Source organism: Rhodanobacter thiooxydans, from assembly GCF_021545845.1.
Lineage (GTDB): Bacteria > Pseudomonadota > Gammaproteobacteria > Xanthomonadales > Rhodanobacteraceae > Rhodanobacter.
This window is the reverse complement of sequence record NZ_CP088923.1, coordinates 2,230,100-2,242,459: the sequence shown is the minus strand read 5'-3', so window position 1 is coordinate 2,242,459 and position 12,360 is coordinate 2,230,100. Positions and strand designations below refer to the sequence as shown.

The window sequence follows — 12,360 nt, the reverse complement described above, 5'->3', positions numbered from 1 at the left end:
ACAGTATGCCCATGGCCGCTTTACCATTCGACCGGCCATCCATCAACCCATCAATGGAGTATGAACCATGAGCGAATTCACCTTGCAGACCCCCGACTCCGCCCCGGAAGCAGCACGCCCACTGCTGCGGGGCGCACGCGACAAGACGGGCTTCGTGCCCAACCTGTATGCCAACCTCGCCAACGCGCCGGCAGCGCTGGAAGCCTACTTCGGCCTTTCCGCCCAGTTCGACAAAACTTCGTTCAACCCGGTGGAACGCCAGGTGGTACTGCTGGCCGCCAGCGTGGAAAACAATTGTGAGTTCTGCGTCGCCGCCCATTCACTGATCGCCCGCAAGGTGGCCAAGGCTCCCGATGCCGTCGTCGACGCGTTGCGCAGCGGCACCACCCTGCCCGACGCCCGGCTGGAAGCCCTGGCCACGTTCACCCGCCGCATGGTGAAGGAGCGTGGCGAGGTGGCCGGAGCGCCGCTGCAGGCCTTCCTCAAGGCCGGATTTACCCACCAGCAGGCGCTGGAAGTCGTGCTGGGCGTGACGATGAAGACGCTCAGCAACTACACCAACCACCTGACCGAAACCCAGACCAACGAGCAGTTCGCCAGCGAGGCATGGAAGCGCCAGGCATGACGTTTTCGGCAGGGTCGCAGGGACTGAAGCATCCGGCCCGCAACATACCCCCCATCATCAGGACATCAGGTTCATGCATTGCATGCAAAAGACTCTCGCACTTCTTGCGGCATCCGTGGGTATCGGTTTCGCAGCCGGCCCCGCCCATGCACAACTTCCCAAGACCACCATGCAGGTCGACCACGCCAACACCGCGCTGGTCGTGATTGACCCGCAGGTCGACTTTCTCAGCCCCAAGGGCGTGACCTGGGGGCTGGTCGGCAAGAGCGTCGTGGCCAACCACACCGTTGAAAACCTCGACACCTTGTTCAAGGCAGCGAAGGACAGCAACATGCAGGTCGTCATTTCGCCCCACTACTACTATCCGTGGGACCACGGCTGGAAGTTCGGCGGCCCGCTTGAAGTGGCGATGCACAAGATCGGCATGTTCGACCGCAAGGGACCCCTGAGCCTCGACGGGTTCGAGAACTCCGGCGCCGACTGGATGCCGCAGTACAAGAAGTACATCAATGACGGCAAGACCATCGTCACCAGTCCGCACAAGGTCTATGGCCCACAGACGAACGATCTGGCGCTGCAGCTTCGCAAGCACGGCATTTCGAAGGTGATACTCGCCGGCATGTCGGCCAACCTCTGTGTCGAAAGCCACCTGAGGGAACTGCTGGAGCAGGGTTTCGAAGTCGAAGTGGTGAAGGACGCCACCGCTGCCGCGCAATTGCCGGGGCTCGACGGCTACGCCGCCGCTTTGACGAACTTCCAGATGATCGCAAATGACGTGGTGACCACCCAGGAAGCGAAGGACGCCATCCTCGCCACCAGGTAACCCCCTTCGACCGGGCGGCCCTTCCAGGAAGGAAGAGCCGCCCGGACCGAATGGCGCTTACTCAAGCCCCGTTCGTCCCCGGATCAAGTCCGGGGCAGGCTCTGAGCGTAGGCCGAAGGCCGAAGTCGAAGGACACGCCGGCGATGGGGCGGCCCTGGTCTGGCGGCGCTTCGACTCCGCCCGCTGCGCGGGCTACGCTCAGCGAGAACGGGGCTTAAGTAAGTGCCATTCCCGCCCGGATCGAATGCATCGAACACAAGCAGGACCGGCCCGCCTGCATTCGAACGGAGGCAAGGCGTACCGACAGATTCCCTGGCGCGCGCAAAGTGCGCCCCCAACCATGAGCAGGAAAATCATGATCAAGATCAGTGTGATGTACCCCCATGCCCCGGAAGCCCGGTTCGACCATGCGTACTACCGTGACACGCACATGCCGCTTGTGAAGCGACGCATGGGCGACAGCTGCCGGTACTACTCGATCGACAAGGGACTGGCCGGCGGAGCCCCCGGGGCGGCACCGACCTATATCGGCGTGAGCCATATTTTCTGTGACTCGGTGGAAGCCTTCCAGAACGGTTTCGGACCGCACACCGCCGAACTCATGGCCGACCTCCCCAATTTCACGGACATCACGCCGGTCATACAGACCAGCGAGGTCATGGTCGAGCGCGGCTGACCGGCCTTGCGTCGTCAATGCATCCATTCGGCGAAAGGATGACCGTTAGTCTGTCGCCCTCGCCTTCCCCGGAGATCCATCCCATGAATTCATCAAAACGGCTGGGTTGGGCACTGCTTGGACTGCGCCTGTCGATCTTTCTCGTGATGCTGATGTGGACGCTGGACAAATTCATCCGGCCCGAACACAGCGCTGGCGTATTCAGCCATTTTTACGCCGTCACCGGCCTCGGCCAGGGTGCCTTCGTCGTGATCGGGGCCATGGAGCTGGTACTTCTGCTGGCCTTTGTTGCCGGGCTCGCACGGCGTTACACCTACGGCGCGGTGTTGCTCCTGCATGCCGTCTCGACACTGTCCGCCTGGCATCAATACGCGCACCCCTATGAAGGCACCAATCTGATGTTCTTCGCCGCCTGGCCCATGCTTGCCGGATGCGCGGCGCTCTATCTGTTGCGCGATGCCGACACCATGACGATCGACGGCCGCAGACAAGCCGCGCGCGGCAACCCGGGCCATTCCTGAACATCCTGGACAAACTGAAGGAGGCACGGCCACATGACACGCCCCGAAATCGCGGTATTCGACGCCTACGGCACCCTGTTCGATGTGCACTCGGCGGTAGCCCGGCTGGCCGATCGCATGGGCCCGGAGGCCGAAGACATATCCGAGCGATGGCGACAGAAGCAGCTTGAATACACCTGGACCCGCAGCCTGATGCAGCGCTACGCGGATTTCTGGCAGGTAACCGGAGAAGCACTGGATTACGCCCTGGCCGCAGCGGGCCGCCGTGATGACGCCCTGCGCTCGGCGCTGCTGGACGCCTACCGCGAGCTGGACGCCTACCACGAGGTGCCCCGCGCCCTGGCTGGATACCGCGCGGCGGGGATGCGCGTTGCCGTGTTTTCCAACGCCACCCGCTCGATGCTGCAGACGGCGCTGGCCGCCGCGCATCTCGACGACCTCGTCGACATGGTGTATTCCGTGCACGAACTGCAGGTATTCAAGCCCGATGTCCGCGTCTACGCGGCGGCGGCCGACGCATTCGGCGTCGCACCATCGGCCATCGCCTTTCATTCATCCAACGCCTGGGATGTCGCCGGCGCGGCTTCCTCAAACTGGCAGGCGTTGTGGATCAACCGGACCGGGCGCCCACAGGAATACCCGTGGGTCCCGGCCCCCGCCGTACCTGACCTCGTCCAGGCATTGCGGCACGTCGTGGGAGCGGCGCCAGTTGCCGGCATCAACGACATCCGGGGAGGAGTCGATTGATGGGCTGGATCAGCGAAATCCCGGACAGCGAGGCACGCGGCCCGCTGCGTGACATCTACGGCACCATCAAGAAGCAACGCGGCAAGGTGGCGCGCATTCTCAGCGTGCACAGCCTCGACCCGGACGCCCTGCAGCACCATCTCGACCTGTACCTGCACCTGATGTTCTCCCCCGGTCCATTGAGCCGGCGCGAGCGCGAGGCCATCGCGGTGGTGGTCTCCACCGCCAACGGTTGCACCTATTGCGTGGCGCATCATCTGGAGGCGCTGCAACGCCATGAAAAGGATGCGGCCGTGCTGGCCGCCGTGCGCACGGCACCCGACCAGCTCGCCGACTTGCGGCTGCGTGCGATGCTGCTGTACGCGCGAAAGCTCACCGCCGCCCCGTCGACGATGGACCAGGCGCAGGTGACGGCATTGCGCACGGAAGGGCTCACCGACGGGGATATCCTGCGCATCAACCTGGTCACCGCCTATTTCAACTTCGTCAACCGCATCGCACTGGGCCTTGGCGTGGAAGCCGACTCGGAAGAGATCACCGGCTATGCCGACGAATGAAGCGGTTCCCGTCCATACCGGCCCCGGGGCCGGACAAGACACGCCACCCCGTGCTTGCCACGCGACGTCATGCTCAGTGGTAGGGTTGCCTGCGCGGGTGGTTCCGGCGCGGATAATGCGGCGTTCCCGCCCTGCACGCCATCGCCCGCTTCACGATCTGATGCCGGCTCCCGTTCCATGCCGGCTTGCCGGAAAGACCATGACATGCTGACGTTGCGTCACATCCTGGGGGTGGTGTTCCACCCTCCCCATCTGAAACGGACCTGCATGGTGGCGCTGCTGGTGGGTGTGTGGCTGAGCGTGTTCAACCTCGGTGGCCAGCTGCTGGCTGGACCGTGGAACGCGCAGCTGGCGATCAAGATCGCCATGAATCTGCTGACCCCGTTCGCGGTCGCCAATCTCGGACTGATATCCCGCCAGGCCGGTTCGGAATCGGACAAGGCTGGGTGATGTCCTCGACGATCGATCCGGCCTCCTGACCAGGGCATCCGACGATGGCCCCGTTTATACTCACTCACGAACCCGCGATCCGGCTCGGTGCCTTCACCGGCATCTTCGCCATGATGGCGCTGTGGGAAGTGCTGGCGCCCCGGCGGCGCCAGACGATCGGTCGATGGCGGCGCTGGCCCGGCAATCTCGGCATCGTCGTGCTCAACAGCGTGCTGGTGCGGCTGCTCTTCCCCACCGCCGCCGTCGGCGTGGCGTTGTACGCCGAGACCCATGGGTGGGGACTGCTGCATGTGCTGAAAGCACCAAACTGGCTGGCGCTTGGCGCATCGGTACTCCTGCTAGATCTAGCCATCTATCTGCAGCACGTGTTGTTCCACGCGGTGCCAGTCTTGTGGCGGCTGCACCGGATGCATCACACCGACCTCGAATTCGATCTGACCACCGGCGCACGCTTCCATCCGCTGGAGATCCTGCTGTCGCTGGGCATCAAGCTGGGCGTCATCGTGGCCTTGGGCTCACCCGCGACGGCCGTGCTGGTTTTCGAGGTGCTGCTGAACGCCACTTCGATGTTCAACCACGGCAATGTCCGCCTGCCGATGCCGCTGGACCGCCTGCTGCGCCGGATCCTCGTCACGCCGGACATGCATCGCGTGCATCACTCCTGGCATCCGGACGAGACCAACGCCAACTTCGGCTTCAACCTGCCCTGGTGGGATCGCCTGTTCGGCACCTATCGTGCGCAGCCACGCGACGGCCACCTCAACATGACCATCGGCATCCAACAGTTCCGCGACCCACGCGAGCTGCGCCTGGATCGGATGCTGTGGCAGCCGTTTCGCGTCGACCAACGCACTGACCAGGACGGCCGCCCATCATCCGGTGTCTGACCATGGCGGGCTGCGCGTCCCTTGATCGGTACTTGTCTGCGCCAGAGTCCAGAGCAGCCCTGACTTTGCTTGTAGCCGCCTTTCATGAGAGGGCACAAACACACTATCGGTTTACCGGGATGATGCCGACTTCCACACCTCGACCGAGTTGTCCGCAAGATTGGTAGCGTAGACCGTGCCATCCTCTGCCACCGCCACCCCGGTTTCGGTGAAGCCCGGAATCCGATGGGGCGTTCCGAAGGCGGTCAAGAAGCGACCCTTGGCGCTGAATTTCTGGATGCGGTTGTTTTCCTCGTCGGCCACAAACACATTGCCATCAGGGCCGATGGCAATGGCGGTCGGCGTCCTGAACCAGCCATGGAGCGAGCCGAGGATATTGATGAACGCAGGAAGGTGTAGCCCCATAGGACCGCCCCACATCCGGAGGAATCGCCCATCGGGGCCAAACATCTGGATGCGATCGTTGTAGCCATCCGTGACATAGATATGGCCACGCCTGTCGGTGGTCACGTCGGTGGGATAGTTGAATGCGCCTGCGGACACATAGCCCTTCTTCCCGGTGGTGCCCCACTGACGCACGAACGTGCCATTGGAACGCAACTCCTGGATACGCTGGTTGTAGAAATCCGCCACCACGAGATTCCCGTTGGGCAACACGGCAACCCCCGAGGGTGCCTTGAACTCGCCTGGTCCTGAACCGCCGTGGCCGATGACCTCAAGCAACGCGCCGCTGGTCGAAAATACCTTGATGTCGTCGTTCCAGTAGTCCGCAACATACAGTTTGCCGCTGGCCACGGTGAGGTTCATGGGCCGACCCAACCCGGCAGCACCGGTGGCTGGATGATCGATGGCGCGAAGAAACCGGCCGTTGCGGTCGAAGACCTGGATGCGATGATTGCGCGAGTCGGCAACAAAAACCCTGCCCTCGGCCAGCGTAATGCCAACCGGATCCTGGAATTGACCCGGCTTCGATCCGGCACCGCCCCAAATCATCACCCGCCGGTAGGGCGGCTCTTTGCAACCGGGCACCCAGAGCAGCCAGCCTGTTCCAGCGATCAGCAACAGGGCGGCCACAACGCCGAGCAACCCGTACAGCGTGCGTTTCACGGCTTGGCTCCAGCCGGACGATTGACTACAGCTTTCAGTTGAAAACCGGCCTTGTGCACCACTTGCGCCAGCTGCGCGTCGGTAAATGCGGTTCCAGGACTCACCGTCACGATGAGCACGCCATTGCTGAGGTTCACGTCGGTGTTCTCCACGCCCGGCTGCTTGGCGAATTCTTTTTCGATACCGTAAGCGCAGAACGGACAGGCCAAGCCGTCCACGCGCAGCACGTAGGCGTTGGCAGGCGGGGGGACCGTAACTGTGGAGCTGGCGAAAACCGGCCTGATAGCTATCAGGCCCAGCGACAGGACGAGCAGACGCAGGAAGTGGACCATGGGACGAAACATAAGCGTTCTCCTTGAAAAATCGCGCACGGCTCAGAGCTTGTGAAGAAAACCACTTCCTGTGGTTTTCTTCAGTCGCGAGTCCGGTACACGCCCGGACTCGCTCACATGAAGCAGTCACTTGCGTGACTGTTTCATGCCCGGCCCTCCATGGCCGGTCTGAGAGGTTGAAAAATTCACAACCTCTCAGAAATTGAACCGCAGGGCAACGTTGTAGATACGACGATCGCGCAAGCTGCCGAAGGGCACATTGCGCTGCACTGGAATCTGGACAACTCCTTGCAAGACCCAACGAGGCGTGACGTACTCCAGACCGGGTGCGATGAACCACTCGGTGCCGCCGGACGCCACGACAGGGCTGCCGTTCATGACGTTGCGCCCGGTCCGGATCAGGTTCGTTTCCAGCACGCCATAAAGGAAGTGCGGCAAGCCGTTGCCAAGTTTCCGCGGCAGCAGCCGGTACTGGAACGAGGCGTCGAACTCGCTGACATGGCCGGGCGAATACCCGGCATGCCGGCCGTTGCCTTGGTAGCTCAGGGACGTATCGATCTCGTAGTTCAGCGTCTGCCAGGTGGCCACGACACCTCCGAGTACACCCCACGTGCCCGAACCAGGTTGGAACATCCGCGGCTGCGCACCATAAGTATCCCGATAACTGTCGCGGCCGGTCGGCGCCACCGCGCCAAGGATCGGCGCCACGCGAAAACTCGCACCAGCGATATTGTTCTGCCACACCGTATAGCGGACGAAGAAAGTGCTGTCGCCCAGACCATGGTTGGCCCGATGGACAGCTCCCATGGGCGTGGTCATATCCAGCGTCTTGTCCAGAAACGGCACCATTCCAAACACGGTCAGTTTGCCGGTAACGCCATAGGCCAGGACGCTGATGCCGGCCCGGGCGGCCACCCGCATATCGGGTAGTGCCGTTCCATCGTCGAGCAAGCGATACATCATCGTCTCCTGGAACAGCAGCTCACCCTGGCTGACCGGCAACGCCGTATTGAAGGTGATGGGCCCAGCAGCGGCGGGCGCGCTGCCGAATGCGCCGACGGCAGCAGTCATCAACACAACCCATGTCGCTCGAAGCTTTGCCGTTGATGCGTTTGAGTGGTTCGCTTTGCATGGTTTCATGGTGGTTCGTTCCCAGCAAAATCGTGGTCCGGTGAGGGCTCGCCTCACCCGGTCCAATCCAGCACCGCGTGAGCGTCGCCGGGGAGTTTCAAACCTGGAGCACGCTCCAGGTCAAGAGCATGGCCATTCCGGTTGAGATTTCCTGCACTTGGCATGCCTTTCGCAATGAACGAAACCGGTCTTGCACAACCCACGCAAGGAACCATCGCCGGTGAGATGGGAGCGTCTCCAGCACGTGGACATCGCTGATTACCTGGAGCAAACTCCAAGTCAAGCTATTCCGCGACTGTCATTGCATCGTGCCTGCCGAGCTTTACTACAATCCCTACTGCACCGCCTGCGGTGGCGTCGAGGAAGCAACGGACCAACGCAGTGAATCCGTGCACTGGATCGACGCAACCGTGCATCTGGAAGCGGCCGCCAAATTACGCATCGTCCGCCTGCCCGCATTGGTCATCGACGGTCGGCTGGTGGTGCAAGGCCCGCGCGCGTTTGCGCAGCTTCGTGCGTGGATCGCCAGGCAAGGAAACGACACGTGAGCGCTTATCGGATCGGCGATGCCGCGCAGTTGGCAGGCATGAGCGTCGATACCTTGCGCTATTACGAACGCATCGGACTGATGCGCCGCGTGTTGCGCGACGGCGGCGGACGGCGCGCCTACACCGAAACTGACCTCGAACGCCTGCGCTTCATCGCCCGCGCGCAGGCCATGGACTTCTCGCTGGCCGAGATCCGACAGCTTCTGGAACTACGCGACCATCCGGCCACGGCGCGCGCGGAAGCACGTCGTCTGGCTCATGGCAAGCTCGATGCCGTGACCCAGCGTCTGCGCACCTTGCGCCATTTGCGCGACGAACTGCGCCTCCTGCTGAATCTGTGCACCCGTGTCGACGGTTCCTGCCCGATCCTGGAGATGGAATCCACATATCAAACGACACCACCTGCCCCGGACCGTGTGAGAAAAACGGCCCTGACCCGAAGGCGCTCGTGAGCCATGGCTGGCACACACCCACAACCCGACCGTCTCGCTCAACCTGCGCAGCACGACAGCTGTTTCACATCCTTGCTGAAAGTCTGCGCGCACAACTTCAGCCCCTCGACCATCGTCAGGTACGGGAACAACTGATCGGCCAACTCCTGTACCGTCATGCCGGCCCGCAACGCCAACGCAGCCGACTGGATGATTTCCCCGGCCTCGGCGGCAACCGCCTGCACGCCGAGCAGGCGAAGGGAACCGGTTTCCGCAACGATTTTTATAAAGCCTTGAGTATCGAAATTGACCAGCGCGCGTGGCACGTTGTCCAGGGTGAGCGTGCGACTGTCGGTTTCGATGCCCATGAGGTGGGCCTCGGCCTCGGACAGCCCGACGGTGGCGACCTGGGGTTCGGTGAATACCACCGCCGGCATCACGGTGAGATCCAGGGACGCCTCGCCGCCCAGCATGTTGGTGGCTGCGCGGGTACCGGCCGCCGCTGCCACATAAACGAATTGTGGCTGATCCGTGCAATCACCGGCGGCGTAGATGTGTCCGGCACTGGTGCGCATGGACTCGTCCACCACAATGGCGCCGCCCTGGTTACGCGAGACACCGATCGCGTCCAGGTGGAGATCCCGCGTGTTCGGTGTGCGGCCGGTGGCCACCAGCAGACGGTCGGCACGCAGTTCGCCAGCGTTGGTGTTGAGTACGAACTCGCTCCCTGCATAGGCAACCTCGCTGGCCTGCGTGTACTCGAGTACGCTCATGCCCTCGTTCTCAAAAGCAGCCTTGACCGCGACTCCGATGGCTGGGTCTTCGCGGAAGAACAGCGTGCTTCGCGCCAGAATGGTGACCTGGCTGCCCAACCGGGCGAAGGCCTGGGCCAGTTCCACCGCCACCACTGAAGAGCCGATCACCATCAGGCGCCGGGGGATGGTGTCGCTGACCAGTGCGGTGGCGCTGGTCCAGTACGGCGTGTCCTTCAGCCCCGGGATCGGGGGAATCATCGGGCTGGCGCCGGTGGCAATCAGGCAGCGGTCAAACGTCACCGAACGCTCGCCACCGTCATTCAGACGCACGCCGAGCCGATGTGCATCCACGAATTGCGCCTGGCCATGGATCACCTCGATGTTGGCTTTCGCAGCCAGAATGCCTTCGTACTTGATGTGGCGAAGCTCCTCGACGCGTGCCTGTTGCTGCGCGAGCAATCGGGTCCGATCGATCACCGGGGTCGCTGCACTGATTCCCCCATCGAAAGGGCTGGTTCGGCGCAGGTGGGCAATGTGCGCACCGCGGATGAAAATCTTGGACGGTACACAGCCGATATTGACGCAGGTGCCACCGATGGTGCCGCGCTCGATCAGCGTTACCTGTGCGCCACTCTCTGCAGCCTTCAGCGCAGCAGCCATCGCCGCCCCACCGCTGCCGATCACGGCCAGCCTGAGCGGGGAGCCTCGATCCGGACCTGGTGCTTCCATGGTGGGCGTGTTCGTCACCGGTGCGCTCGTACCCGGGTATTGCCGTTGAGGCGCGATCACACGGTACTTGCTCGGCAGCGCGGCATTGAGCGATTCAACCGTCAACGCGGATTCGGCCCGGATATGCGCGGTATTTTCGGGATAGGCGACCGTCACCGCATGGAGACCGGCCACGCTCTTCAGCGCGTCTTCGACATGCGCGGCGCAGGCATCGCAGGTCATGCCAGACACGGACAAATGCATTTCTTTCATGAATATCTCGAAATAGTGACATGAAGCAAGTAGCCGCAAACGGACACTTCTTGGAGGAAACTTCGAAACCTTCCCTTGCACCGGAAAGCGACGTTCCAGCAACCATCGGGGGCAACAAGAAATACCAACACAACCAGTGATGCCCCGATCACCGCTGCTCTTTGTGGCTCGGCATGCAGCAGGCTCGCTCCCGCTGCCGTTTCCATAGCGCATAGACCGTGATGCCGAGAAATACCACCAGGGCAGGCAGCAACACATAGTCCAGATAACCGGTGAGTGCCGACAGGCCGATGGCCCCCAGCAAGAGCACCAGAATCGGCGTGGCGCAGCACAACACCGCCAGCACTGAGCCGACCACACCCACCTGTATCAATGTTTTTGGATTCCCCACGTCTTATTTCCTTACCGTGGCTGGATAACCGGCATTGGCCGTAGCTGTGGTCAACTGCTGGACGCTGGTCTTGGCATCGTCAAAGGTAACGACCGCCTCGCGCTGCTCGAAAGCCACCGTGACGTTCTCGACGCCCCCTACTCGATCGAGCGCCTTCTTCACCGTGATCGGACAGGCCGGACAAGTCATCCCCGGCACGGACAGCGTGACGGTCCGGGTGGCGGCCCAGGCAGGGGCAGTCACGACGGCGAGTGCAAGAACGGCAACCAGCTTTTTCATGATGAACTCCAGATCAGTAGAACAAGGGAAGCACGTAGGGAAATCCGAGCGCGACCAGCACCAGCGCGGCCACGATCCAGAAGATGAGCTTGTAGGTGGTCCGAACCTGCGGTATCGCGCAGACCTCACCCGGCTGGCAGGCAGTTGCCGGACGAAAGATGCGTCGCCAGGCAAAGAACATCGCGACCAACGCCAGCCCGATGAACCACGGACGGTAGGGTTCCAGCACGGTCAGATTGCCGATCCATGCGCCAGAAAATCCGAGGGCCACCAGCAGCAGCGGCCCCAGGCAGCAGGTGGATGCCAGGATCGCGGCCAGGCCGCCGGCAACCAGTACGCCACTGGGTTTCTTTGGTGCAGACATAAGTGATTCCTTTTCCATTGCGACGATCCGGTTCACCGTACAGGGACAGCGTAAGGGCGTACCTAAGTACGGAGTCAAGCGTTCCATGCGGAGGTGTTGTCGGGTGCCGTGACGCATGCCGTTGCGCGGTGGAGGGAACGCCGCCGTGATAACGGCTACGCCGGGATCTGGCCCTTTGTGCATCGCCACACGGTGCTAACCTGCCTGCGCAGTCCTGCATGGAATCAAGCGCGATGACGAACAGCCAGAAAAACCTGACCATCGGCGCCTTTGCCAAGGCGGCCGGGGTCAATGTGGAGACGGTCCGGTTCTATCAACGACGAGGCCTGCTGTCTGAACCGGACAAACCTTACGGCGGCATCCGCCGTTACGACGAGACGGACGTCGCGCGCGTGCGATTCGTGAAATCGGCTCAGCGACTCGGCTTCAGCCTGGACGAGATCGCCGAACTGTTGCAACTGGAGGACGGCACGCATTGCAGCGAAGCCAGTGTGCTGGCCGAACACAAACTCAAGGACGTGCGCGAGAAACTGGCGGACCTGAAGCGCATGGAACGGACCCTGTCCCAGCTGGTCCACGCCTGCCACAGCCAGTCTGGCCAAGTGTCCTGTCCGCTGATCGCGGCCCTGCGTTGAGGGGTTGTGATTTTTTCAACCGCTCAGACCGGCCACGGCGAGGGCATGGATGCCCGAGTTGAGGCAACGCAGGAGCAGTTGCCCGATGCCCGAGTTGAGGCAACGCAGGAGCGGTTGCCC

At 62.4% G+C, this 12,360-nt stretch carries 18 protein-coding genes; 11 read left to right on the top strand and 7 right to left on the bottom strand.

Annotation, left to right across the window (positions count from 1 at the left end; all coding sequences use genetic code 11):
* Positions 1–67 precede the first annotated feature (67 nt).
* The 8 genes from LRK53_RS10010 (at position 68) to LRK53_RS09975 (ending at position 5,286) form a co-directional block, all read left to right on the top strand.
* The gene (locus LRK53_RS10010; protein WP_027491748.1) at positions 68–625 is read left to right on the top strand and encodes a carboxymuconolactone decarboxylase family protein; all 558 of its coding nucleotides are present in this window, start codon (positions 68–70) and stop codon (positions 623–625) included.
* 82 nt (positions 626–707) lie between these two features.
* Positions 708–1,448 carry a cysteine hydrolase family protein gene (locus LRK53_RS10005; RefSeq protein ID WP_235642034.1) on the top strand — a complete coding sequence of 247 codons (741 nt, stop codon included), beginning with the start codon at positions 708–710 and terminating at the stop codon, positions 1,446–1,448.
* 355 nt (positions 1,449–1,803) lie between these two features.
* Positions 1,804–2,124 (top strand): EthD family reductase, encoded by a 321-nt coding sequence (locus LRK53_RS10000; protein ID WP_027491746.1) that lies wholly within the window; start codon positions 1,804–1,806, stop codon positions 2,122–2,124.
* Positions 2,125–2,207: 83 nt separating this feature from the next.
* Entirely contained in the window at positions 2,208–2,645 is a 438-nt protein-coding gene (locus LRK53_RS09995; protein WP_027491745.1) for a hypothetical protein, read from the top strand.
* Positions 2,646–2,678: 33 nt separating this feature from the next.
* Positions 2,679–3,392 (top strand): haloacid dehalogenase type II, encoded by a 714-nt coding sequence (locus LRK53_RS09990; RefSeq protein WP_027491744.1) that lies wholly within the window; start codon positions 2,679–2,681, stop codon positions 3,390–3,392.
* Positions 3,392–3,949 (top strand): peroxidase-related enzyme, encoded by a 558-nt coding sequence (locus tag LRK53_RS09985; protein WP_027491743.1) that lies wholly within the window; start codon positions 3,392–3,394, stop codon positions 3,947–3,949. Before LRK53_RS09990 ends, LRK53_RS09985 begins: the two co-directional genes overlap by 1 nt.
* Before the next feature lie 204 nt (positions 3,950–4,153).
* Positions 4,154–4,399, top strand: coding sequence for a hypothetical protein (locus LRK53_RS09980; protein ID WP_027491742.1), 246 nt, complete (start codon positions 4,154–4,156; stop codon positions 4,397–4,399).
* A 44-nt stretch (positions 4,400–4,443) separates the two neighbouring features.
* Entirely contained in the window at positions 4,444–5,286 is an 843-nt protein-coding gene (locus LRK53_RS09975) for a sterol desaturase family protein (RefSeq protein ID WP_027491741.1), read from the top strand.
* 111 nt (positions 5,287–5,397) lie between these two features.
* Here the strand turns inward: LRK53_RS09975 and LRK53_RS09970 are convergent, their stop codons facing one another.
* From LRK53_RS09970 to LRK53_RS09960, 3 genes are all read right to left on the bottom strand, one after another.
* Positions 5,398–6,393, bottom strand: a complete 996-nt coding sequence (locus LRK53_RS09970) for an NHL repeat-containing protein (RefSeq protein WP_051257493.1) — start codon at positions 6,391–6,393, stop codon at positions 5,398–5,400.
* Positions 6,390–6,737 carry a heavy-metal-associated domain-containing protein gene (locus LRK53_RS09965; protein ID WP_235642033.1) on the bottom strand — a complete coding sequence of 116 codons (348 nt, stop codon included), beginning with the start codon at positions 6,735–6,737 and terminating at the stop codon, positions 6,390–6,392. Before LRK53_RS09965 ends, LRK53_RS09970 begins: the two co-directional genes overlap by 4 nt.
* Positions 6,738–6,920: 183 nt before the next feature.
* Positions 6,921–7,796: a transporter gene (locus LRK53_RS09960; RefSeq protein ID WP_037088998.1), complete on the bottom strand. Its 876-nt coding sequence runs from the start codon at positions 7,794–7,796 to the stop codon at positions 6,921–6,923.
* A gap of 449 nt (positions 7,797–8,245) precedes the next feature.
* Here LRK53_RS09960 and LRK53_RS09955 point away from each other — a divergent pair, with 449 nt between their 5' ends.
* Positions 8,246–8,404, top strand: a complete 159-nt coding sequence (locus LRK53_RS09955; RefSeq protein WP_235642032.1) for a thioredoxin family protein — start codon at positions 8,246–8,248, stop codon at positions 8,402–8,404.
* Positions 8,401–8,856, top strand: a complete 456-nt coding sequence (locus LRK53_RS09950; protein ID WP_081666542.1) for a heavy metal-responsive transcriptional regulator — start codon at positions 8,401–8,403, stop codon at positions 8,854–8,856. The genes LRK53_RS09955 and LRK53_RS09950 overlap by 4 nt, the downstream gene beginning before the upstream one ends.
* Before the next feature lie 38 nt (positions 8,857–8,894).
* On the opposite strand, the gene merA is transcribed toward LRK53_RS09950, so the two are convergent.
* The 4 genes from merA to merT form a co-directional block, all read right to left on the bottom strand.
* Positions 8,895–10,571, bottom strand: a complete 1,677-nt coding sequence (gene merA / locus LRK53_RS09945) for a mercury(II) reductase (RefSeq protein ID WP_425504498.1) — start codon at positions 10,569–10,571, stop codon at positions 8,895–8,897.
* Positions 10,572–10,719: 148 nt separating this feature from the next.
* Positions 10,720–10,962 carry a mercury resistance system transport protein MerF gene (gene merF / locus LRK53_RS09940; RefSeq protein WP_027491736.1) on the bottom strand — a complete coding sequence of 81 codons (243 nt, stop codon included), beginning with the start codon at positions 10,960–10,962 and terminating at the stop codon, positions 10,720–10,722.
* A 3-nt stretch (positions 10,963–10,965) separates the two neighbouring features.
* Positions 10,966–11,241 (bottom strand): mercury resistance system periplasmic binding protein MerP, encoded by a 276-nt coding sequence (gene merP / locus LRK53_RS09935; RefSeq protein ID WP_027491735.1) that lies wholly within the window; start codon positions 11,239–11,241, stop codon positions 10,966–10,968.
* A gap of 13 nt (positions 11,242–11,254) precedes the next feature.
* Positions 11,255–11,605, bottom strand: coding sequence for a mercuric ion transporter MerT (merT, locus tag LRK53_RS09930; protein WP_037088997.1), 351 nt, complete (start codon positions 11,603–11,605; stop codon positions 11,255–11,257).
* A 233-nt stretch (positions 11,606–11,838) separates the two neighbouring features.
* On the opposite strand from merT, the gene merR reads away from it, so the two are divergent.
* Entirely contained in the window at positions 11,839–12,240 is a 402-nt protein-coding gene (gene merR / locus LRK53_RS09925; RefSeq protein WP_027491734.1) for a mercury resistance transcriptional regulator MerR, read from the top strand.
* Positions 12,241–12,360: the final 120 nt, after the last annotated feature.

What these genes read in the sequence shown, in the direction of transcription:
- LRK53_RS09995 (WP_027491745.1), top strand. Translation starts at nt 2,208, where the DNA reads ATGAATTCATCAAAACGGCTGGGTTGGGCACTGCTTGGACTGCGCCTG.
- LRK53_RS09980 (WP_027491742.1), top strand. Translation starts at nt 4,154, where the DNA reads ATGCTGACGTTGCGTCACATCCTGGGGGTGGTGTTCCACCCTCCCCAT.
- LRK53_RS09965 (WP_235642033.1), bottom strand. Translation starts at nt 6,737, where the DNA reads ATGTTTCGTCCCATGGTCCACTTCCTGCGTCTGCTCGTCCTGTCGCTG.
- LRK53_RS09990 (WP_027491744.1), top strand. Translation starts at nt 2,679, where the DNA reads ATGACACGCCCCGAAATCGCGGTATTCGACGCCTACGGCACCCTGTTC.
- merR (WP_027491734.1), top strand. Translation starts at nt 11,839, where the DNA reads ATGACGAACAGCCAGAAAAACCTGACCATCGGCGCCTTTGCCAAGGCG.
- LRK53_RS10000 (WP_027491746.1), top strand. Translation starts at nt 1,804, where the DNA reads ATGATCAAGATCAGTGTGATGTACCCCCATGCCCCGGAAGCCCGGTTC.
- merT (WP_037088997.1), bottom strand. Translation starts at nt 11,605, where the DNA reads ATGTCTGCACCAAAGAAACCCAGTGGCGTACTGGTTGCCGGCGGCCTG.
- LRK53_RS10005 (WP_235642034.1), top strand. Translation starts at nt 708, where the DNA reads ATGCAAAAGACTCTCGCACTTCTTGCGGCATCCGTGGGTATCGGTTTC.
- merA (WP_425504498.1), bottom strand. Translation starts at nt 10,571, where the DNA reads ATGAAAGAAATGCATTTGTCCGTGTCTGGCATGACCTGCGATGCCTGC.
- LRK53_RS09985 (WP_027491743.1), top strand. Translation starts at nt 3,392, where the DNA reads ATGGGCTGGATCAGCGAAATCCCGGACAGCGAGGCACGCGGCCCGCTG.
- LRK53_RS10010 (WP_027491748.1), top strand. Translation starts at nt 68, where the DNA reads ATGAGCGAATTCACCTTGCAGACCCCCGACTCCGCCCCGGAAGCAGCA.
- LRK53_RS09960 (WP_037088998.1), bottom strand. Translation starts at nt 7,796, where the DNA reads ATGACTGCTGCCGTCGGCGCATTCGGCAGCGCGCCCGCCGCTGCTGGG.
- LRK53_RS09975 (WP_027491741.1), top strand. Translation starts at nt 4,444, where the DNA reads ATGGCCCCGTTTATACTCACTCACGAACCCGCGATCCGGCTCGGTGCC.
- merP (WP_027491735.1), bottom strand. Translation starts at nt 11,241, where the DNA reads ATGAAAAAGCTGGTTGCCGTTCTTGCACTCGCCGTCGTGACTGCCCCT.